The 22347-nt window shown below is 43.9% G+C and carries 17 protein-coding genes; 9 read left to right on the top strand and 8 right to left on the bottom strand.

All coding sequences use genetic code 11. The features are described from left to right. The first annotated feature begins 28 nt into the window (after positions 1-28). Together M1D71_RS29070 and M1D71_RS29065 are read left to right on the top strand one after the other, a co-directional pair. The gene (locus M1D71_RS29070) at positions 29-1168 is read left to right on the top strand and encodes a 5-methyltetrahydropteroyltriglutamate--homocysteine S-methyltransferase (protein ID WP_458124707.1); all 1140 of its coding nucleotides are present in this window, start codon (positions 29-31) and stop codon (positions 1166-1168) included. A gap of 253 nt (positions 1169-1421) precedes the next feature. After that, positions 1422-2636 carry an ATP-binding protein gene (locus tag M1D71_RS29065; RefSeq protein ID WP_458124706.1) on the top strand — a complete coding sequence of 405 codons (1215 nt, stop codon included), beginning with the start codon at positions 1422-1424 and terminating at the stop codon, positions 2634-2636. Positions 2637-2699: 63 nt separating this feature from the next. On the opposite strand, the gene M1D71_RS29060 is transcribed toward M1D71_RS29065, so the two are convergent. From M1D71_RS29060 to M1D71_RS29045, 4 genes are read right to left on the bottom strand one after another with little or no spacing between them, the layout of a single operon-like run. After that, on the bottom strand, positions 2700-3500 hold the full coding sequence (locus tag M1D71_RS29060; protein WP_458124705.1) for an ABC transporter ATP-binding protein: 801 nt from the start codon (positions 3498-3500) through the stop codon (positions 2700-2702). After that, positions 3500-4531: a FecCD family ABC transporter permease gene (locus tag M1D71_RS29055; RefSeq protein ID WP_169482588.1), complete on the bottom strand. Its 1032-nt coding sequence runs from the start codon at positions 4529-4531 to the stop codon at positions 3500-3502. The genes M1D71_RS29060 and M1D71_RS29055 overlap by 1 nt, the downstream gene beginning before the upstream one ends. After that, positions 4528-5568: a FecCD family ABC transporter permease gene (locus M1D71_RS29050; RefSeq protein WP_458124704.1), complete on the bottom strand. Its 1041-nt coding sequence runs from the start codon at positions 5566-5568 to the stop codon at positions 4528-4530. Before M1D71_RS29050 ends, M1D71_RS29055 begins: the two co-directional genes overlap by 4 nt. Continuing rightward, complete coding sequence (locus M1D71_RS29045) at positions 5561-6643, bottom strand: iron-siderophore ABC transporter substrate-binding protein (RefSeq protein WP_458124703.1); 1083 nt, start codon at positions 6641-6643, stop codon at positions 5561-5563. The genes M1D71_RS29050 and M1D71_RS29045 overlap by 8 nt, the downstream gene beginning before the upstream one ends. Positions 6644-6936: 293 nt before the next feature. Between M1D71_RS29045 and M1D71_RS29040 the strand changes: the two genes are divergently transcribed. Together M1D71_RS29040 and M1D71_RS29035 are read left to right on the top strand one after the other, a co-directional pair. After that, a complete protein-coding gene (locus M1D71_RS29040; protein WP_458124702.1) occupies positions 6937-8880 on the top strand; it encodes a hypothetical protein in 1944 nt (647 codons plus the stop codon). 27 nt (positions 8881-8907) lie between these two features. Continuing rightward, positions 8908-9669, top strand: a complete 762-nt coding sequence (locus tag M1D71_RS29035; RefSeq protein WP_458124701.1) for a leucine-rich repeat domain-containing protein — start codon at positions 8908-8910, stop codon at positions 9667-9669. Positions 9670-9834: 165 nt separating this feature from the next. Here M1D71_RS29035 and M1D71_RS29030 read toward each other — a convergent pair whose 3' ends face one another. Beyond that, entirely contained in the window at positions 9835-10926 is a 1092-nt protein-coding gene (locus M1D71_RS29030; protein WP_458127381.1) for a substrate-binding domain-containing protein, read from the bottom strand. Between the two features lie 441 nt (positions 10927-11367). Between M1D71_RS29030 and M1D71_RS29025 the strand changes: the two genes are divergently transcribed. From M1D71_RS29025 to M1D71_RS29005, 5 genes are all read left to right on the top strand, one after another. Beyond that, positions 11368-12984 (top strand): xylulokinase, encoded by a 1617-nt coding sequence (locus M1D71_RS29025; protein WP_458124700.1) that lies wholly within the window; start codon positions 11368-11370, stop codon positions 12982-12984. A gap of 1 nt (position 12985) precedes the next feature. Then, positions 12986-13681 carry an L-ribulose-5-phosphate 4-epimerase gene (locus M1D71_RS29020; RefSeq protein ID WP_036611813.1) on the top strand — a complete coding sequence of 232 codons (696 nt, stop codon included), beginning with the start codon at positions 12986-12988 and terminating at the stop codon, positions 13679-13681. A 272-nt stretch (positions 13682-13953) separates the two neighbouring features. Further along, positions 13954-15378 carry an L-arabinose isomerase gene (gene araA / locus M1D71_RS29015; protein WP_458124699.1) on the top strand — a complete coding sequence of 475 codons (1425 nt, stop codon included), beginning with the start codon at positions 13954-13956 and terminating at the stop codon, positions 15376-15378. Between the two features lie 160 nt (positions 15379-15538). Further along, a complete protein-coding gene (locus tag M1D71_RS29010; RefSeq protein WP_458124698.1) occupies positions 15539-16309 on the top strand; it encodes an AAC(3) family N-acetyltransferase in 771 nt (256 codons plus the stop codon). 338 nt (positions 16310-16647) lie between these two features. Beyond that, positions 16648-18339, top strand: a complete 1692-nt coding sequence (locus M1D71_RS29005; RefSeq protein WP_458124697.1) for a diguanylate cyclase — start codon at positions 16648-16650, stop codon at positions 18337-18339. A 157-nt stretch (positions 18340-18496) separates the two neighbouring features. Here M1D71_RS29005 and M1D71_RS29000 read toward each other — a convergent pair whose 3' ends face one another. The 3 genes from M1D71_RS29000 to M1D71_RS28990 form a co-directional block, all read right to left on the bottom strand. Further along, on the bottom strand, positions 18497-18880 hold the full coding sequence (locus tag M1D71_RS29000; protein ID WP_458124696.1) for a hypothetical protein: 384 nt from the start codon (positions 18878-18880) through the stop codon (positions 18497-18499). 134 nt (positions 18881-19014) lie between these two features. After that, positions 19015-21072: a S8 family peptidase gene (locus M1D71_RS28995; protein ID WP_458124695.1), complete on the bottom strand. Its 2058-nt coding sequence runs from the start codon at positions 21070-21072 to the stop codon at positions 19015-19017. Beyond that, complete coding sequence (locus tag M1D71_RS28990) at positions 21065-22060, bottom strand: AAA family ATPase (RefSeq protein ID WP_458124694.1); 996 nt, start codon at positions 22058-22060, stop codon at positions 21065-21067. Before M1D71_RS28990 ends, M1D71_RS28995 begins: the two co-directional genes overlap by 8 nt. Positions 22061-22347: the final 287 nt, after the last annotated feature.

Genomic DNA, 22347 nt, shown 5'->3' with positions numbered 1-22347 from the left:
CTATAATGATAAACGGGGAGATTAACCTATGAACATACAAACCGAACCTAAACAAAGAACCGTCACTCCATTTCGATATGATATTGTTGGCAGTTTCCTGCGCCCGAGTGCGTTGAAAGATGCCAGATTAAAATACCAGAATGGTGAAATCACTACAGAACAGTTGAATGAAGTAGAGAACGCCGAGATTGTGAAACTCGTACAGAAACAAAAAGAGGTTGGCCTTCAAGCTGTAACCGACGGCGAATTCCGCCGCTCTTGGTGGCATCTGGACTTCTTCTGGGGACTGGATGGCGTAGAGCGGACAATTATTGATGAGGGCTATCGATTCAACGGTGCAACATCCAGACCGGAGACAGCTCGTCTGACTGGCAAAATAAGCTACAGCAATCACCCATTTGTAGCGCATTATGCCTTCTTAAAAGATACGGCTGGCGACGACGTTGTTGCCCGTCAATCCATTCCAGCGGCCGCACAGTTCCTATTCGAATTGGACCGGGCCGATAATAAGGAAAGCACACAGGCTGTCTATCCGAACCGCCAAGAGCTTCTTTCGGACATTGCTGGGGCATACAAAGCATCCATTCTGGCCTTCTATGAAGCTGGATGCCGCAGTATCCAGATCGATGATTGCACTTGGGGCGCACTATGTGATCAACAGTTCATCACAGTGATGGAGCAGATTGGCGTCAATGTGGAAGAGTATGCAAACGAACTCGCGAAACTGAACGAAGAAGTGGTATCAGGTCTGCCGAAAGACCTTGTGGTAACGACCCATGTCTGCCGCGGTAATTATGTATCGACATTTGCAGGAGTCGGTGGGGGCTACGAGCCAATTGCGCAGACACTTCTGAGCATCGATAACTACTCTGGCTTCTACCTGGAGTTCGATACGGAACGGGCTGGGGATTTCAAGCCACTTCGTTTCCTGAAGGATAATCAACAGGTCGTACTTGGACTCTTCTCTTCCAAATTCGGAGAGCTGGAGAACAAGGAAGATATCCTGAAACGGATCGAGGAAGCCAAACAATATGTTGATCTGGAGCGAATCTGCCTGAGCCCACAATGTGGCTTCGCTTCCACGGAAGAAGGCAACCATCTGACCGAGGAACAACAATGGCGCAAGCTTGCGTTCATCAAGGACATTGCGGAAGAGATCTGGAAGTAATTTAGAGACATCTCTAATAATGCAGAAGTAATGTATTAGGGAAATTATAAATATAACTAAAGTTGAATTAACCGATATAATAGTAGCCGTAGGGACAATATTCCCATGCGGCTATTTATGTTGAGTGAGAAATCGGTAGTATGTAGATCATTAAATAAGATACAATGTGACTATAGAAAGCGTATCAAGGGGGCATAAACATTAGCGAAAGGTTCGCATACTACGTCTTAAATTAATATAAAGTGGTGAATTTATGAAGGAATTGCACAATCAGAAGAACCAGAAAGTATACTATATGTCCACACTAACGATTATTGTCCTGATGGTATTCGGATTAATACAGTCCACGACAGGCTGGAACGGAATTACGTTCGGTTATATTATACATATCTTATGTGTGCCGATTTTGGCTATATGTTTACTGATATACCCAAGGTATGGGAGTTTTTTTTTGCGGTTGAGCATCATTATGCTTGTATTTATATACTTCTATGCGCTCATTTATATATATCCCGAGACTTGGACAACCTATATTCTCATTTGTCTTATTCCTGCGCTCGCCATTCTTTATTTTGATCTAAAATTATTCTATTTCTCATTGACTTTAAATGGAATATTTATCATCCTTACGTTTGGCTATATCTTCCTGATTGATCAAGGGGTTGTCTATTCTTATCTGTATGGTGACATGGTAGGCAATCTGATCAATATTATGGCGAGTCAGGTGATCCTGTTTCTCATTTTCCATCTGACTTTTAGTCGAATACGTAAACAACAACTATATTCGGAGCAATTACAACAATCGGAGCGTTTGAAGATGATTGCTCATCTAACCGCTGCTGTCGCACATGAAATTAGAAATCCAGTAACCGTTGTTCGAGGTTTTTTGCAGTTATATGGGAAGGATCCTTCCTTCAGTGATTCGGTGAAAAGCAAGTTCGCTTTGATGATAGATGAACTAAACACCGTCGAGCAGGTTACCTCTCAGTTCTTGACTTTGGCTAAACCTAATAAAGATCTCCAACCGGAAGAGGTGGGGGTAAGAGAGATTCTTGAAAGTGTAACAGGCTTGCTCAGCTCCTATGCGAGGTTATCGGGTAAACATATGGATATCCAGGTAGAGAGATATTGTACGATTCTCATTAATACGATCGAGTTCAAGCAATTACTAATGAATCTCATCAAAAATGCGTTAGAAGCTTCGGATGCGGGCCAAGCCGTCAAAGTAACAGCCAGGAGAGTGAAACATAACGTTGAGATCAAAATAATTGATGAGGGAAGCGGAATGTCAGAGGATCAGGTGAAATCACTGGGTACTCCGTTTTATTCATTGAAAGCAAATGGGACGGGGCTTGGATTAATGATCTGCTATAATATCGTGGAAAAGTATGAGGGAACGATCGAATATCATAGCGCAAAAGGTCAGGGGACCTCGGTGACTATTCGCTTTTTAGCTAAAACGGTATAGGCGTAAAAATAAGATAGCGACAGTTAGGACAAAGGGATCTTTGTCTCAACTGCCGCTATTCGTCTATCTCGCATGATATCGCCCTTTGGGCACCACCATCGGTGATCCTGAAACGGGATCTTCAATGACCGTACATTCCAATCCGAAAATGTCTTTCACTTGTGGGGCGGTTATTACCTCTGCAGGTTTACCCTCAGCCACAAGCTTTCCGGTATGAAGCGCAAAGATATGATCCGCATATCGCGCAGATAAGTTGATATCGTGCAGTACCATCACAATGGTCGTTCCGTGTTTGCGATTCAGCTCCGTAAGCAGGTCCAGAATCTCGACTTGATAGGTGATGTCCAAAAAGGTCGTAGGCTCATCGAGAAACAGGATATCCGTCTGTTGCGCCAGCGCCATAGCAATCCACACACGCTGACGTTGGCCGCCTGAGAGTTCATCAATATTGTGATTGGCAAACTCGGTGATTTTCATGATGGTCATAGCTTCGGCCACAGCCTCATAATCCTTCTTGGTCCATCCACTGAACAAGGATTGGTGTGGAAACCTTCCACGACCCACCAGATCCGCTACCGAAATGCCTTCCGGAACAATGGGAGACTGCGGGAGTAATCCGATCACCCGAGCCAATTGCTTGGGCGGGATTTTGCCAATGGCTTTGCCGTCCAGCGTAATGCTGCCCGAAGTAGGCTTAATGAGCCTGGCCATCGTTTTCAAAAGGGTAGACTTACCGCAGCCGTTAGAGCCAATAATGACGCTAATTTTATTACTCGGTATGACAATGTCCACACCATGGATAATCGTTTTATTTTCATATCCCGCAACGAGTTGTTTCGCTTCAAATACATGTGTCGGTTTCATTATAACTCCCCCTTACGATTCATTCGGATTAACAGGAAGATCAGATACGGTGCTCCGAGTAATCCAGTAATGACGCCTACGGGGAATCTGTACTCAAAAGCAAACTGTCCGATGAGGTCGGAGGCCAGAACCAGATTAACGCCAACCAGACCTGCCGGGAGGATGTTCGAGGAGCCAACACCTACGAGCCTCTTCGCAATAGGCCCCGCAAGGAAGGAGACAAAGGCAATCGGACCTGTAGTCGCGGTAGCAATGGCAACCATGCAGACGGAACTGACAATAAGTGCAATTCTGGTTTTGTCCGTATCCACACCTAGTGAAAATGCCGATTGTTCTCCGAGTTCCAATATACTGAGATGTTTACCCAGCATCATGATGATGGGTGAGCAGATTAGTACGGTAATCACGAGAGGCGGTAGTGCACTCATCTGAGAACCGTTCAGACTGCCTGTGAGCCATCGAATTGCGGCAGGAATATCCTTTTCAGAACTAACCAGCAGGAGGTAAGAGATCACCGCATCAAGCATAGCTTGAATACCAATCCCGATAAGTATTAACCGTCCGATGGAGAATACTTTTCCTCTGGAGAGTACATAAATGAACAACACTGTAGCCAGACCTGCAATCACTGAAGCCAAGGAAACAATGGCTCCGCTTGCATGAAGTACGACGATACAGAAAACAGCCGCAGCGCTTGAACCTGACGTGATCCCGATGACATTAGGATTGGCCAGCGGATTCCGCAACATGGTCTGGAAGGTATAACCTGCAATGCCGAAGGCGAATCCGGCAAAGAGACCTGTGAGCATTCTCGGTAGACGTATCGTATTTACGGCAAAAGACACACCTTTGATCTTCTCTCCTGAGAGGGAGCTGATGACATCTTTAACCGGATAGATTGTGTTGCCGAGCAAAAGCATGGCGCAGCAAAGAGCACATGCAAGTATGGCAAGTAGACTGGTGACAAGTATCCAGCGGCGACGTCGATGACGTCTGCCCGCCATAATAAATTCAATGGATTGATCTCTCATAATGAACGCACTTTCGATCGCATCGCAAGGATGATTAATATTGGAGCACCTATAAAGGCAGTAACGACACCGACTTCAAGCTCTCCAGGGTTGCTGATGAGTCTGCCACCGACATCGGATATCGTTAGAATGATCGTTCCAGCTACGGCAGACATGGGTATGACAAAACGTAAGTCAGGACCCAGTATAAGGCGTATGACGTGGGTAGATAACAATCCGATGAAACCAATAGGTCCAGCCAGTGCAGTAGCTGCTCCGCATAATAGAACCCCTGCAAGAGCCGCAATGAATCGAAGTGTTCCAGTTCGAACACCTAGTCCTGTTGCAACATCGTCACCGAGAGCCAGCGCGTTCAGTGCTGGGGCCGTAAGAAACGCAATGAGTATACCGATGAGCAGAAACGGGATGAACGTGCTGATTCCACTCCAGGTTGCCGATCCTACGCTGCCCACTTGCCAGAACCTGAACTGGTCCATGACATAAGAGCGAGGGATCATAATGGCGGTGACAAGGGAGGAGAGCGCGGCACTTATGGCCGCTCCGGCCAAAACGAGCTTAATGGGCGTGGCTCCGCCACGCCCCATTGAGCCGATTCCGAATACGAACACGGCCGTTATTGCAGCTCCGGCTAGTGCCAGCCAGATATATTGATTGGCGCTGCTGATGTTCAGGAATGCAATACCGATCACCACAAACAGGGATGCCCCTGTATTGACGCCCAATATGCTTGGGTCGGCAAGCGGGTTCCGAGTAACGGCTTGCATAAGTGCTCCTGACACGCCGAGTGCTACTCCGCATAACAAACTGAAGACCGTTCGGGAGATCCGTTTGCGCACAATGTTTGCCCCATATGAGTCTACCTCTGGGTGAAATAATCCGTCGATTAACTCATGAAACCTCACGGGTCTAGAGCCGAAGACCAGTGAGGCAATCATAGTTGCAGCGAGCAGAATGAAACAAATGATTAACACCAAGATGAAGTTCTTGGGGACATGTGCTCGTATTCGATTATCGTTCGAAAGCGATGTACTATTCATTGATCTTGTCGATGGCTCCACTAATCAATTTCAGGTAATCATCAATAGTATACGAAATGGACAGCGGGTTTGGCGTTCCAGCAGCAACCAAAGGTGTGTCTGCTTCAATGAATGCTACGGAACCACGTTTAACCGCAGGGATTTTACCAAGCAGTGGATCAGCCTGAATGGCTTTCAGCAACTCGGAATTACCATAACCAACAAGGATATCTGCATCATTAAGGGCCTCAGCATTCTCTGCGCTTAGACTCAGGGAGTAACTGTTAGGATCTTCAATTTGGCTGGTAACACTCTCTGGAACAACCAACCCTAGCTCACCAAGGAAGGCCACGCGTGAATCTACAGGTGTATAGATATGAAGTTTGGACATGTCTTCAGCGGAGAAGTTAACCCAAACCACTTTTTTGTCTTTGATCTGAGGATATGCGGCTAATTTGTCGTTGACCATGGTCTCTGTATCTTTGATCAATTGCTCGCCTTCTGCTTCCATACCCATACCCTCCGCATTGAAAGTAACCTGCTCACGCCATGTTGTTGCCCATGGAGCCGTTGGATAGGCTACAACCGGAGCAATTTCACTAAGCAGATCATAGTCTTCCTGAGTGATACCGGAGTATGCTGCAAGAATAACATCCGGATTGGAATCGGAAATCGCTTCAAAATCAAGTCCATCTGTATCTTGGAAAACGTTCGGGTCTGTTACGCCGAGTTCATCGAGTTTCTTAGCAGTCCAGGGTAGCAGTCCGCTATCATCCTGAACACCGAAGTTTGCTGCCGAGAAGCCTACAGGAACTTGTCCAAGCGCGAGAACGACATCTTGGTTCGCCCATTGTACAGTAGCTACACGCTCAGGCTTTTTCTCAATAACCGTTTCACCCAAAGCATGCTTGATTGTAATTGGATATCCGGCATTCTCATCTGTAGCGGCTGGTGTTTCTGTAGCTGGAGCTGTCGAATCACTTGCAGCAGGAGTTGCTGCTGGCTCAGCTGTTTGGTTGCCACAACCTACCAATGCCAAGATGAAGACCAGTGATAGAAGTAATGTTGTTAAGGAAAGCTTTCTCTTTGTGTTCATGTGTTTCCCCTTCCTGTAATCTTAAAATATATTTGGTGGTGCTGAATATCCGGGTTGATCTATTACATCCATGAGGATGTGAACAAGTAAATATATAAAACGTTTTATGTATCTGATAATGATTATCAACATCAATAAATATATCTTTTATTTAAAGGGAGTGTCAATGAAAAAAATTGTAAAGGCTCATATCATATTAGGGGTTTCTATTAGAAAGGGATGAACATATTATCGATGTATTGCATTCCAGATCATGGTATATTTGTAGTATTAAATAATGTAAGGAGATAGCCATGAGTCGCACACTAGTTTTTTCACTAAAAGTAATACCTCTACTGTTAACCACGATCCTGCTGTTTTCCCTAATTTCTGTATATCCTGCCCAGGCAGAGGGTGAAGTTGCCAACATTGAGGATGCTGTAGTAACAAGTCAGTTGAACCTTAATTGGTCTTCGTTGGATGAGTTAAATAGTGGAGTTTCCAATTCCATTGCCTATGGTGGAGGGATCTATATGATGCCAGCCGCTGGAGGCTATGTTAAAACCTCAAAAGATGGGGTTACATGGAAGACAATCTATACCGGAAATCCAGTAGATTTTAGTTTGATTATTCGTGGAAAGTCTGAATTCATGGGTTTTCGTGAGGAAACAGACAACGTAACCGTATGGACATCTAATGATGGTCTGTCATGGAAGAAGTTAAATAATCCAATACATATAAGAGTTTTAAAAGACGCGGTATGGAACGGAAAACGATATATTGCAGTTGGTGGAACCACATATGAAGGAAAGATTTTCTCTTCAGAGGATGGATTGACGTGGACCGAACGAAAAACAGGAATCTCCACCAATTTTACAGCCGTAGCATGGGGCAATAATACCTTCGTAGCTCAAGGTTATGAAGGCGGAGTCGTAGCGGTATCTAAAGACGGAATCACCTGGAAAAAGGTGAAGACCAATCAGCCTAATTATGAGCAAGTTTGGGATATGACCTATGGCGGTGGAGCTTTTGTTGCTGTAGGGGATGCAACGATCATGACCTCGAAGGATGGACAGAAATGGACATACGTATCGTCCAAAGCTTTTTGGTCCAAGGTGTACTGGGCAAAGGACAGGTTTTATATTTTTGGTTTTGAATATGTGAATAAAGCCAATCATGTCCTGAAAGAGGTCAACTGGACATCCAAGGATGGTAAGAGCTGGAGCGATGCTGGGTTTGCAACTAGCCCTAAGCAGAATCCGTTTTTTACCATTCACAACGGCAAACAGTATATAACGATTACGGATGCTGGTATTCAAACATCTGCGGATGGGCGCAAATGGAAGCTGACAAAGCGATATCCTTTTGTGCTTCCAAGTAACGTATATGAAGCAGCAGTGAGCAAGGATAGGCTGGTGCTGGTGGGTGGGTATCGTAGCCAGCTTAACTTCCTTTCCGTCAGCTCGCAGGGTTCTGCAAAGATGAACACGGCTGGCAAATGGCAATCTTCTTATGTGGATCAAGCGTATCCACTTCGGGGAGTTGTATGGTCAGGGAAGGACTTTTTTGCGGTAGGAGATAACGGGAAGATGATGTCCTCTGTTGATGGGGTAAAGTGGACAGTCATTAAATCACCGACAACTCAATCACTTACAAGTGTGTTATATGCCAATAATACGTATTACGTGGCAGGGGAGGCCGGCACGATTCTTTCTTCCAAGGATCGGAAGACGTGGAGAACCTTGAACACTAATGTAAAGAAAAAAATCAATGCGATGGCATCAAACGGCAAAACACTGGTAGCCGTTGGAGAAAAAGGGCTTTTGCTCGTCTCCGAGGATGGTCTGAAGTGGAACGAAATCCCTGCACGGTTTCCTGGACATAATTTCGATGTGGTATGGGGTGACGGAAAATTTGTCGTGACCACTGCCAGTCACTATGGAAATGCACAGAGTGCGGTTATTTTGACTTCAGAGGACGGTAAGAAATGGGCGAGGACAGAGTTCCGTGATGAATTATATGCTCGTGGAATGAACACTGGATTCTTTGGCATCTCATACGTGGGCAATCTCTTCATTGCTGTTGGCAGTGAAGGTTCCATCTTCCTTTCCGATGACGCTGAGAAATGGACCAAGCAGGATGTCTTGACGGTAGACGATTGGTACGATGCGGTGGAGTTTAAAGGGAAAGTGTACGTCTTTGGAAATACAGGTAAAATCGTTACGGCTGACCTCAACTCCTTGAAACGGAGCCACTAATTTAAGATGCTTAAAGGGAGATTCTATATGCGTAATCAATTCATCAAAAGTATGATCGTTTTATGTATGGTTTTTGTGCTATTACCGACCACTATTATCTCGGCTGCATCGCTTATCAAAGACCCGGTCTTGGTCAAAGTTATTCGAACAGATTTGAAGCTGTCGGCTAAGAAGGAAATAAAGGCTGGCGATTTGAAAAAATTAAAATCCATATATGCTATGGAAACGAAAAATAAGATTTCTAACCTGCAGGGTCTTGAACATGCCGTTAATATGACGGATTTATTCTTGCCTGGTCAAAATATAAAAAATATTAAGCCACTCCGCAAGTTAAAGAAATTGACTTTCTTAGCTGTTGAAGGCAATCAGATTACAGATATCTCGCCACTTTTAGGTCTGACTAATCTGCAAAATCTGGTTATGGACGATAACAAAATCAAAAGCCTGGCTCCATTAAAAAATATGCGTGAGCTGACCAGTTTACTCGCCAGTGGGAATCAGGTGACCAATCTAAGTACCCTTCAGAAATTAAAGTTGGAATGGGTTATTATGAATGATAATAAAATTCAAGATCTGACACCTTTGAAGAATCATCCGACCTTGGAGTATCTATATGTAGAAGATAACCTCATTGAGGATATTGCAGTGCTCGAAACCATCCCACATCTAACAGAGGTATATTTGGCTAACAATCCGTTGAATGAGCGTGCAGAGCAGGTTGTGAAAAACTTGGAGAAGAAAGGCGTTGTTGTAAGTTTGGTGAGTGATGAAGCGGATCAGGCGAAGTAGTTTTGATTAGAGAAGATGTATATGTATATGTATATGAAGAAGAAGTAATCCCTCATTACTAGTGAACAAGAACAAAGAAGGCCGCAGATGATTCTGACGGCCTTCTTCATGCATGTTGGACAGAAACGCTCGGAAACACCTTCATCGCTCCGTTCCAAACCAATGTTATTCCACTTCGATCTCCTTCACCGTCTCTCCCTCAACCAGCACGGGCTGATAGTAGGTGTTCGTCGGCAGATCCTTTTTGCCTTGCAGATTTTTGATCACCCAGTCGGCAGCATCGCGGCCCATTTGTTCTTGGGGATGGGTTAGCGTTGTTAGCCTTATGTTGGCGTTCTTGGCAATGTACGAATTGTCCTGTCCTATGATGGATAACTCATCCGGGATCGAGATGTCCAGTTGCCTACAGGCGTGCACGACCTCCAGTCCCACCTCATCGTTATAACAGACGATCGCGGTAAGCGCATCTCTGTTTTCGTCCAGATACGTTGCTACATTAGAAGATAACTCTGGTTTCGATGCTGTATCAAAGGAGAGTACTTGCTCAGGATGGAACCGTAACTTCGATTCACCCAATGCCTTAATGTACCCCTTCATCCGGTACTTTCCTTGTAGGTCATCCATTTTCGCAATAATGCCAATCTGGGTATGGCCTTTGGCAATTAATTCCCGAGTGGCAAGATAACTGGATTGTACGTCATCCAGGCAGAAGAACGGAACCTCCAGCTCCTCATAGAATGCATTAATCATCGTAAACGGCACATCCTGCTCCTTGAAGGACAGGTAGTATGCAATGTTTGGGTTGTACAGATTACTTTTGGTCGGTTCGACAATCAGACCATCCACGCCGTAGGAGAGCATCATTTCGAGGGCTTTTTTCTCCTGTGCCACATCATTATTGGTGCTGGCCAGCAGTAACGAGTAGTTGTCCTCATTCAGGCGACTCTCGATGCCGCGAATAATGGAAGGAAAGATGTAATCCGAGATGTATGTCGTGATCACACCGATCGTTTTCTTCGACGTATGGCCGCCTGATCGTGATCGGTACTGATTGCTAACGTAGGTTCCTGAACCCTTTTCGCTTCGTAGAAACCCTTCGTTTGATAACTCCAAAATGGCTTTCCGCACCGTTTGGCGACTTACGTTGTAGCTGTCCTGTAATGCCGACTCCGTTGGGATCTGTTCACCTATGCTATAGGTCCCCGAGAGGATATGACTCTTTATATCATCAATGATGACCTGGTATTTTGGCTTCACGTAGTCCACTTCTTTCATCGTTACTCATCTATATAAATGTTGTTGTTTAAATAGTTGTACGTACATATTTTAGCATGATTCAGTTGGGATGAAAATAAAACAGAACATTTTTCGAAATAAACCGTACATATTCGGACTTATTGCATAGAGGTGTACCTTACAGCATAGCCGTTTTATATCTATTTAAGACCTTTGGATAACCAAATAGAGTGTATTTTGTGCACTTTGTAAGTATAACTATTATATATTATTGACAAATGTACGTACAGAAAATATACTAAGGCTGTCAGAAAAGGAAAGCGCATTCTTTGAAAACACAGACTTTTTGAACAACCTTTTATACAAAATTCATTATTAGCTATTGCCATAAGTAAAAGCTTCACCTTATATACGCATCCTTTGGGATGTAAAATCGCGACCGGAGAGGGGATACACGTGATTATGAGTCAATTGGACTTGAAAGAAGCCATTACCAAGGGCGCTACTTCACTTGGCATTGAATTTGGATCAACGCGGATTAAGGCGGTGTTGATTGACGAACGTTTTGAAACCATCGCGTCAGGCAGTTATGAATGGGAGAACCTCCTGAAAGATGGATATTGGACGTACAACCAGGAGGATATCATCACTGGTTTGCAAGCGGCTTATCGTGAGATGAAGCAAGATGTGGAACAGAAATACGGAGTCACGCTGCGAACGGTCGGTTCTATTGGATTCTCGGCCATGATGCATGGATATATCGCATTGGATAGCGCAGGCGAACTGCTGGTACCTTTCCGCACCTGGCGTAACGCTACTACGGGAGCAGCTGCAAGAGAGCTGACGGAACTTCTGCAATTCAATATTCCGGAACGTTGGAGTATCGCCCACTTGTACCAAGCGATTTTGAACGAAGAGGCGCATCTGCCACGGATCGATCACCTGACAACCTTGGCTGGATACATCCACTGGTTGCTAACGGGCAATAAGGCGATTGGGATCGGCGATGCTTCAGGTATTTTCCCAATTGACGAGTCTACACATAACTATCACCCATCCATGATTCAACAGTTCGACGAACAGATTGCAGGCAAAGGTTATCCATGGAAAGTCGAGGACCTTCTTCCCAAGGTATATCTCGCTGGTGAGCAGGCAGGTGCATTGACGGAAGCGGGAGCCAAGTTGCTCGACCCTTCGCAAGATCTGCAAGCAGGCATTCCACTTTGCCCGCCAGAAGGCGATGCTGGAACGGGTATGGTGGCAACGAATAGCGTGAGAAAACGTACGGGGAACATCTCCGTCGGCACATCCGTATTTGCGATGATCGTACTGGAGAAGGAATTATCCAAAGTGTATCCCGAGATCGATATGGTCACCACGCCAGATGGCAGTCCAGTAGGGATGGTACATGCCAACAACTGTTCCAGTGATATCAACGCATGGGTTGGATTGTTCCGTGAATTCTCTCAAGCGATGGGATATGAAGTGGATAACGGCAAGTTGTTTAGCGTGTTGTTTAACAAGGCTTTGGAGGCAGACCCCGATGGTGGCGGCTTGCTCAGCTACGGTTATTACTCAGGTGAGAACATTACGGGACTTGAGAAAGGCCGTCCATTGTTCGTCCGCTCCCCGGAAAGCAACTTCAATCTGGCAAACTTTATGCGGACACATCTGTTCAGCGCCTTCGGTGCACTCAAGCTGGGTATGGACATTTTGACGGAGGAAGAGAATGTAGCCATTGACAGTATTTTGGCGCACGGTGGCCTATTCAAGACTCCTGTCGTCGGACAACGGATTGTAGCTGCTGCGATGAACGTACCGGTGTCGGTGATGTCTACCGCTGGGGAAGGCGGCGCATGGGGCATGGCACTTCTGGCTTCGTACATGATCAACAAGGATCAAGAGGAGAGCCTGGATGTGTTCCTGGAGCAGAAAGTCTTTAACGATGTTGAGGGAGTCGAAGTGGCGCCGGATGCATCGGATGTGAGAGGGTTTGAAGCATTTATCGAACGCTACCGGAATGGACTTGCGATTGAGCAGGCAGCTGTAGACCATCTGGTAGAGAACGGGAGGGAATAACATGTTAGAGCAACTGAAAGAAGAGGTATTCCAGGCGAATCTGGAACTGCCAAAGCACGGACTCGTGAAATTCACATGGGGTAACGTCAGTGCAATCGATCGGGAAAGCGGTCTGTTCGTGATCAAACCAAGTGGCGTCAGCTACGATACGATGAAAGCAAGCGACATGGTTGTGGTCGATCTGGACGGTAACGTGGTGGAGGGTGAGATGAGACCTTCCTCGGATACCGCAACACACGCCGTACTATATAAGCATTACTCGGAGATTGGCGGCATCGTGCACACACACTCCACATGGGCGACCATCTGGGCGCAAGCCGGACTGGACGTACCTGTAATGGGGACAACACATGCGGACACGTTCTATGGGGCGGTGCCTTGTGCACGTTTCCTGAACCAGGACGAGGTTGATCGTGGATACGAAGCGGAGACGGGACGCGTCATTATTGAAACGTTTGAGCAGCGTGGAATTGATGTTATGGCGGTTCCAGCAGTACTGCTCCATGGTCACGCACCGTTTACGTGGGGGAAAGATGCCAAGTCTGCGGTGGTGAACAGTGTCGTGCTGGAGGAAGTATGCAAAATGAACCTGTACGCGCGGCAATTAAATAACTTCGCGAAAGAACTGCCACAAGGCATCTTGGATAAACACTATCTGCGAAAACACGGAAAAGACGCGTATTACGGACAGAAGTAATTAGGTTATAACAGTGACTGGAAGCATGTTCTGGCTTACAAGTGGTTTAGTGTGGAAATGATTTGTTCAACTATATTTTTTACACGATAACGGAGAAGACAGAAGAAAGCTGGAGAAGCGGAGCGTTCGCGTTTATCACAGGATTTTCCCTTTAAAAAAGGGAATCAAAAAAATCCGGGGATAACCAGCGATCGAAAGATTATTCTGGCTGCGCAGTGTGCTAGTGTAAACCCATTTGTTCAACTATAAAATAATGAAATGAGGATGATTATATGTCAGCAACAGCAGCAAAAGAATTCTGGTTTGTGGTCGGTTCACAGCACTTGTACGGAGAAGAAGCACTGGGCGAAGTCAAAGCCAATGCACAGAAAATCACGGATGCCCTTAATGCCAGCGGCGTACTGCCTTACCCACTCGTATTGCAGGATCTGGCGGTAAGCGCAGATAAAATCACGAGCACGATGAAGGAAGTTAACTATCGCGACGAAGTAGCAGGTGTCATCACATGGATGCATACGTTCTCCCCGGCAAAAATGTGGATTCGTGGTACGAAATTGCTGCAAAAACCTTTGCTGCACTTGGCAACCCAATTCAATGAAAGCATTCCTTGGGCAACCATCGACATGGACTTCATGAACCTGAACCAAGCGGCACATGGTGACCGCGAATATGGCTTCATCAATGCTCGTCTGAGAAAACAAAACAAAATCGTTGTTGGCTACTGGGAGCGCCCGGAAGTGCAACAGCAGGTTGCAGACTGGATGGACGTAGCGGTAGCTTATAACGAAGGCTTCAACCTCAAAGTCGCTCGCTTCGGTGATAACATGCGCAACGTGGGCGTGACCGAAGGCGATAAAGTGGAAGCACAGATCCAATTCGGATGGACGGTTGATTACTTCGGTATTGGTGACCTCGTGCAGTACGTGAACGCCGTAACGGAGCAGGAGATCGATGATCTGATCGCTCAGTATGGAGACCTCTACGAATTCGATTATGGCACGAATAGCAAGGAAGCTTGGGAAGCCAGCGTACGTGTGCAAGCGAGCTATGAAATTGCGATCAAACGTTTCCTGGATGAAGGTGGATACAGTGCCTTCACTACGAACTTCGAAGATCTGCATGGCATGAAGCAGCTTCCGGGTCTGGCAGTACAACGCCTGATGGCACAAGGGTACGGATTTGCCGGTGAGGGTGACTGGAAAACAGCTGCGCTGGATCGCTTGCTGAAAATCATGGCCCATAACGAGAACACGGGCTTCATGGAAGATTACACATACGAGATGGCTGCTGGACAGGAAGCTATCCTGCAATCTCACATGCTTGAAGTTGATCCGACACTTGCCAGCACGAAACCAAGAATCATCGTGTCCCCACTGGGTATTGGCGATCGTGAAGATCCGGCACGTCTCGTATTCGATGGCAAAGCAGGCGAAGGTGTCGTGGTATCCATGGCAGACTTCGGTACCCATTACAAACTCTTGATCAACGAAGTATCCGCATTTGAACCAACTGTTCCAGCGCCTAACCTGCCGGTAGCGCGTGTATTGTGGAGCGTTAAGCCGAACTTCCAGGACGGGGTAAAAGCATGGATCGAAAATGGTGGCGGTCACCATACGGTTGTATCCTTGAACCTGACGACAGATCAGATCGTAACGTATGCGAAGCTGGTGAATCTGGAGTACGTTATCATTAAGTAAAAGTGGATTGGCAGCAACTGCCTGAACTCATACAAATTCGTTGTCTGCGGCCGGGGGTTAACCCTCGGCCCTTTGTTTGTTATGCTATGAAGCATGATGTGAAGCTGAGCAAGGAGTTACTTTTCCTTCGAAAAGGGATAAGAAATGGAGGAGGACAGACATGTACACAAAAGAAAGTTTAATTCAGCAACTAGAGCAGCTCGGTTTGGATGGGCAAGGCACGTTGCTTATTCACTCTTCAATGAAGAGTTTAGGCGAGGTTGAGGGTGGGGCGGACACGGTGTTGGATGCCTTTAGCGACTATATGAAGGACGGATTGCTGGTGCTTCCCACCCATACATGGTCTACCATTAATGCGGATAACCCAATGTTCCACGTGGAAAATTCTACCTGTTGCGTGGGCATTCTGCCTGAACTTTTTCGTAAACGTCCGGGCGTAGTTCGTTCGTGGCACCCGACGCACTCGGTAGCGGCACTGGGAAGGGATGCAGGGGCCTTTACGAAGGATGATCATCTCTTCGATACACCGTGTGCGAGAGGTTCGGCATGGGGGAAACTGCTTGATCGGAAAGCGACGATCTTGTTAGTAGGCGTTGACTTGAAGCGGAATACATTTATTCATGGGGTCGAAGAGTGGGTGGACATCCCTGGCAGAATGACGGACGAGCATGAGATGCTTTATACGGTTTTACCAGATGGAAGCCAGATTTCAGTACCATCCCGCAGACATTGTGGATTGCCATGGTCGGAGCATTTCTGGAAAGTAGACGAGGTATTGGTTCGCGAAGGTGCGATGCGTACAGGAAAGCTCGGTGATGCGGTTGTTAGAGTGTGTGATGCGGCTAAGATCGCAGAGGTAATCACGGAGATGCTCAAGGATAACCCCGATCTTTTCACGGATAATCTCCCTCTGGATGAAGTATACAAATGATGTAAGAGCCGTCCGGTAGCCGGATGGCTCAATATGAATCACATGGCAATGTCCCAATATTTTCCGAGCAGATGATCTTCCTCTCCTGTTGTAATCCAAACCTCCAAAAGTATTCACAAATAATCAGAAATAGATCAGCATTTCGATCAGAGGTTGGTCGGACTTCCAGTGTATGGGCTACTCACCCTTATAGTGGTGTGATAAGATATGGTTAAATTAACCAATAATAATTGGCATAGCATATTGATTATAGTTGTTTATTGAAGCTTTACATAAGTGTCACAATAGAGTCATGAACAACCACGTTGTCATTGTAGCATCTAAGAAGGAGAAGATTCGTGAACCCATTAGTATGGTATGATCTCTTTTTATTTGTCCTATTGTTTGGTGTAGGTGTGTATGTATTTGCTACCGTTAGAATTACGAACTTACATAAGGTTTACTTTTTGTTCCATGGGTTGATGATGCTCTGGCCTTTCTGCCAATTCGCGTCTACGTTGACGGATGATCCTGGATTGCAACTATTCTATGTAACGCTATCCTTTGTCGCCGTATCCCTGCTTGGGAGTGGTTGGCTTCTGCTGACGATCTTCATTTCCGGTTATGCGGAGCGTTTGAATGCAAAAGGGACCTTCTTGTTATTTGTTCCAGCGGTGATTGGGGCTATAGGTGTGGTCGTAAATCCATGGAATGGGTTCGTCATTTCACTGGAGGGTGGATATATCGAGCGAGATTACGGCCCGTGGTTCTGGGTTGTGATGGTTATTCTAGTGAACTATTTCGTAACTTCGCTCGTTGTCCTGTTCAAGGCGCAGTATTCTTCTCGGATGCCCTCCATGATCCAAAAACAGGTGAGAATCACCCTGTGGGGCATATTGGTATTGGCTGTGTTTGCAACGATTGATGCGATTCTTAATGTCGTACTAGCCCGCTGGTTGCCGATCATTCCTGGCATGACTTCGCTGGGGATCTTTCTGTCCGACCTCGTTTTCGTCTATGTGATCAAAAGATACAATGTGTTCGATCTGGTCTCGATTGCTCATGAGGATGTGATCAATACGATTCCTTATGGCATTCTGGTATTGGATAAGAATCAAACCATTATTGAAGTGAACAAAGCCTCCCGATCCTTTATGGATCTGCATGTGGGGGACTATTTTGATATGAAGGCGTTTCTGGGGTCTGTTCGTGTAGAGGGCAGCAGCCAGAAGTTTCTGGATCAGTATAAGCGAAAGAGAAATACCGTATCTCAAATTGAAGTCGTCATGGAGCGTGGCATCGAACGTCATTTCATCCTTCAGGCGTCTCCAATTGTTGGCCCTGCTCGGTTGCCTATTGGCCATATCCTTACGTTTCAGGATGTCTCCCAAGAGCGCTTCTATGTGAAAGAAATGAATCGGCAGAATGAGGTGCTTCAGGAGCGAAATCAGGCGTTAGACTTGATACGTCAGGAGTTATCCGAGGCTAATCGCAAACTTGAGGAATTGGCCCTTACAGACAGTTTAACCAACTGCTACAACCGCCGATATCTGACCCAGCAGCTGACGCATGAAGTAAGCACCAATATTCAATATAAAACCCCGTTCTCACTCCTGCTCCTGGATATTGATTACTTCAAAGCGATCAATGATCGCTACGGACATGTTATCGGGGATGAAGTGCTCGTTCGAACGGCGGAGGCGGTCAAACAATCCATCCGCAGTACCGATATTCTGACGCGTTATGGCGGGGAGGAGTTCATGATCTACCTTCCACACACGGAGCATGATCTGGCGAACCAGATCGCGGAGCACGTAAGATTAGCTGTGGAGTCCAACCGCATTATGGTGGATCACGAGATTAAGCAGGTGTCCATTACGATTAGTATTGGGGTCCTGTCCTTTGAGGATTTTGAGTATGAGCATGTACCAGACAACCCGGAGGGGTATTTGATCCAACTGTTCGCTGCGGTGGATAAGGCGTTGTACCAGGCGAAGCAGAATGGGCGAAATCGGATTGAGTTTGCGGCGTTTGAGCGGGGAGTTGTTTGAAAAGGAAATAGGTTGACGAACATTGAGGAGGAGCAGAAAGAAGATAACTAGATATACGCAAACAAAATACAAATGAATTATCTATCTTGAAAGGTTTGTCTAACAAGATAGATAATTCATTCAGAAACTTTTCTTAGCATCCTAGATGGTGATCTTTTTATTGGATTCTTGTTCTTATTGCTGCGCGAACTCTATCCCGTACTTCGTTATAAATAGAAATATTAGTGCCTTCAGCAACTTCGAGTGTCACAGCAATGGTGTATGATATTTCATCTCTTGTACCCAGTCCTGTAGCATCTTGCTTACAATTAACTTTAATCGTTAATATATCACCGTCTATAAATGCTGCAGCTCGTTCTCCTTCAAAAATTTCGTGCTGTACTGTTCCTCTTTGTACAGCTTTTGCATCTGCTTCAAACCTAGTTAATTGTAGTAATTCATGTTCAGAATCGAACCAAAGATGGGCTTGTCTATATTTTTGATTAGTATTACTTAGTGGACTGAACCAGCTTAACGTAACAGTTAATCTCCTTTTATCCACTCTCCTACTAAGAGAAGGAGGTAAAGGTATTTCAAATAATTGCCCATTTTCCTTTTTTATTTTACTATACCCTAAGAGTGTAACTTTTTGGTCAGATGCATTTAATATCTTATACTGATTAACAAAACCATAACCTACATACCGTGGTAATTTTTTATCTCTGAATTTTGTTTCTCTAGGTAGCTGTAAAATTGATACGCATTATTCCATTGAGCTCCATGAACTAGCAATGTCTTAATAAATAATGCTCCAAATTCAGTTAAAATCTCTTCTTTATCAGGTAAGTTACTTAATAGATCTTCTAGTACTTCATATATCTCACCAGCAAATCTCGTAGCTAAAGCCGTAGCATTACTAGTACCCCGTGTATATATAACTTCGTTCGTATTACCTGAATCACCAGGGTATGCCACTTTATGTCCTGGTGCAAGAGATGAACTATTAACATCCAATAGGGCAAATCCATTACTTCCTAGGATATTTTCTGTAAAAAGTTGTTTGCCGCCAGATAGCAATATATCAGGCTTAATAGAATTTCTAAATCCTAGACCAACACGACTATAAGGACTCATCACTTCTTCACTACTAAATACATCAATTCTGGTTCCCATATTTTTTATTATAGAGTTATCTTTGTGACTAGCGCCTATACATAATGAATTAATAGATTCGGAAGGGGATAATATTCTTCTTTCTATTACATTTTCGGCAATAGATTTCACAACTTTTTCAGCAATTATAGGATCGTTTTTAATGCCCGAAAATTCGTCTCTAGGAACGTCTAACAATATAGATTTAGGATAATTCCCAGCACTAATCAAAAATAACACTTTATACTTTACAGATAAATAATCTATTAACTTTGCCCATGGACTTAATTGAAGGTCAAAAGGCCTTGCGGGGTCACCAATTGATAAGTTTATTATTTTAATATTTGGCGCAGATGCAACTTCTTCACCATCGCCTTCAAATAATCTTTTAACGGCTCTATGTATAAGGTCGACTGGAAGTAGATTATCTGGGATATGTTCTGAATTGTTCATAAAATCATTAGGGTTAGGTTTTAAGATAGGCCGAACATAAATTTTTCTATTTAAAGGCAATGTTTGCGAGTCTAATTCTCCATGTATTATTAAAGACGCCATAGTTGTACCGTGAAATCTCTTACTAGCTTCATAATTTATCTCAAACTCATCTGGGTCATCTATAATTATCCGATCTCTCAGCAGACTGTGATTTTGTAAAGGTAATCCATCAAATAAAGCTATTACTGGAGGTTTTTCTGATAAAACTGAATTTTCAGATGATGTAGGTGCTTCTTCAACTATAAGTTCTGATGGTGCTATTACTGCTGACTGACCAACTGGCCGAAAGTACATTATAGAATCAGCTTTTATTAATTGAACATTTGAATCATTATTTAAACTTTGAAAGATAGTAATTGGTGCTTCTACTAGCAAAGCATGGTAGGATATCTCCTCTATAATACTTTCAGCTAAGACTTCTCCATTTGCCTCTTTAATTAACTGTTTGATTTGGGTAGATGCTTCTATTCTTTTGCTGTTATTTTTCCTATACCATAATTCAATTTCAAATCTTATTAGAGTCTGGCCAAACTCAATCTTCTCTTCTAAAGCTTCCTTTAAACCTGTGTTATAAAAGCGGTCTTGTATTGACCATAATCTAAGATCTTTAAGTTGAGCAAATAAATCCCTCCATTTAGTTGTGCCGCGTTCAAAGCTTTCTTGATTTCGATATTTCTCCCATAGACTCTTTAGTTCGCTCATTGCAGTTTGATTAGACATTATAAGAAACAAGCGAGCTCCTAATTTTTTATCAACAATTTCGTCGTCGTGTGATGACATATAGAAATCTTCATCAGGATCAATAAACTCATCCATTTCAGCTAACCACTCTAAACCATTGATATCTTTTACTGCATTTGTGAAGTTTTCTATACTTCCTACAGTCTCGAAGACTACTGCATATTCTGGAGTAACTCCTACTGTATTAGGTGTAACTGTACCTCGGTGATTAGCAAAAGCATCCTCAAGTTGTCTCAATTTAGGCAGTACACGGCCTATTTGGTTAGCATGATCAGGGTATCTTATGTTTCCTCCTCTTCCTGGTGGTTTTTTTGATCTGTCAACTTCAACTGGTTTTGGGAATATTAACATTGGTCTATCATTCACCTTTTTCAGCCCCTGACTCTATATTGGAATATTGGAATTTTATACTTTCTAGTGATTTTTTTACAATGCCTTTTATATCGGAATTTGGAATTGACATAATATACTTCCTTTTTATATCTAGTCCAAATTCATTTAACTCCGAGTAACTTAACCCCTCTAAGCTCTTTAATAAGGTGTTTTTAGAATGTCCAAGATTAAAGTTGTTCTCACTTTTGTACTTTTCTATCCACTGTTCAATTTGGTTCTTTGTAGGAAGTTTAATGTCCAACTTTAATTGAAACCGTCTCCATACTGCTCTGTCTAAAAGTTCTGGATGATTTGTTGCTGTTACTACAACTACATGACTAGGGAGATTATCAATTTGTAGTAGTAATGAGCTTACTACTCGTTTAATCTCTCCCGTTTCTTGAGAATCCCCTCGCTCTTTACCTACTGTATCGAACTCATCAAAAAAAAGAACACATCGTTTAGTTTTAGCGAAATTAAAGAGTTCGTTTAACTTATTTGCTGTCTCTCCTAAGTAACTATCTACTAAGCCCTCATATCTTACAGTTATTAGAGGGACCATTAATTCGGTAGCTAGTGCTTCTGCAATGGATGTTTTCCCGTTTCCAGGAGGGCCCGCAAGCATTATTCTATTTCTTGGTTCTAAATTATAAGTTCTTAGTAGGTCGACTCTAAAATGTTCCTGAATCAAATCATGAAGGTTTTGTCTAACATTCTGATCTAGTATCAAAGAATCAAGCGTAAAAGTAGGAGTTTTTTCGTAATACAAATTCTGATTTCTGTGAAAATTCAAAGTATTTATACTACCATCTAGTCGTTTTTTTGTATTTTTTTGTAGAGCTTTTTCAAGTCTATCTGCTAATATAGTATGGTTTTTACTTTTTTCATCTACTATTAAAGCCTCTACAGATGTTTTAAAGAGTTCTTCATTTCCTTGTATTCCTGATTCAACAAGTTTTATGATTAAATCTGACCTTGCCAAATTCTCACCTCCTTAGATTTAATAAAATTTGATTTAGACATTATTTTTAATGTTAGATAAGTATCATTATTTAAATATAGTCATCAAACGTAACAGATTGTGTACATTAAGTTTAATACAGTTTCCCCTCTGGAACGCCCCCATATTCACTAACACTGTAAAGTGTCTGCTAATAGTAAATATGTCTTTTTATATTCAAGAGGACACATGGTTTCCAAAAAGTTAGAAGGATGCACGATAATACACTTTATTCTAGCATATTAAAGCTGCTAGATAGACTGGAAAAT

This window comes from Paenibacillus sp. Z3-2 (assembly GCF_054161325.1).
This window is presented reverse-complemented; position numbering and strand designations above follow the sequence as displayed.

What these genes read in the sequence shown, in the direction of transcription:
- M1D71_RS29010 (WP_458124698.1), top strand. Translation starts at nt 15,539, where the DNA reads ATGTACACAAAAGAAAGTTTAATTCAGCAACTAGAGCAGCTCGGTTTG.
- M1D71_RS29050 (WP_458124704.1), bottom strand. Translation starts at nt 5,568, where the DNA reads ATGAATAGTACATCGCTTTCGAACGATAATCGAATACGAGCACATGTC.
- M1D71_RS29060 (WP_458124705.1), bottom strand. Translation starts at nt 3,500, where the DNA reads ATGAAACCGACACATGTATTTGAAGCGAAACAACTCGTTGCGGGATAT.
- araA (WP_458124699.1), top strand. Translation starts at nt 13,954, where the DNA reads ATGTCAGCAACAGCAGCAAAAGAATTCTGGTTTGTGGTCGGTTCACAG.
- M1D71_RS29070 (WP_458124707.1), top strand. Translation starts at nt 29, where the DNA reads ATGAACATACAAACCGAACCTAAACAAAGAACCGTCACTCCATTTCGA.
- M1D71_RS29025 (WP_458124700.1), top strand. Translation starts at nt 11,368, where the DNA reads ATGAGTCAATTGGACTTGAAAGAAGCCATTACCAAGGGCGCTACTTCA.
- M1D71_RS29035 (WP_458124701.1), top strand. Translation starts at nt 8,908, where the DNA reads ATGCGTAATCAATTCATCAAAAGTATGATCGTTTTATGTATGGTTTTT.
- M1D71_RS29065 (WP_458124706.1), top strand. Translation starts at nt 1,422, where the DNA reads ATGAAGGAATTGCACAATCAGAAGAACCAGAAAGTATACTATATGTCC.
- M1D71_RS29020 (WP_036611813.1), top strand. Translation starts at nt 12,986, where the DNA reads ATGTTAGAGCAACTGAAAGAAGAGGTATTCCAGGCGAATCTGGAACTG.
- M1D71_RS29045 (WP_458124703.1), bottom strand. Translation starts at nt 6,643, where the DNA reads ATGAACACAAAGAGAAAGCTTTCCTTAACAACATTACTTCTATCACTG.
- M1D71_RS29055 (WP_169482588.1), bottom strand. Translation starts at nt 4,531, where the DNA reads ATGAGAGATCAATCCATTGAATTTATTATGGCGGGCAGACGTCATCGA.
- M1D71_RS29040 (WP_458124702.1), top strand. Translation starts at nt 6,937, where the DNA reads ATGAGTCGCACACTAGTTTTTTCACTAAAAGTAATACCTCTACTGTTA.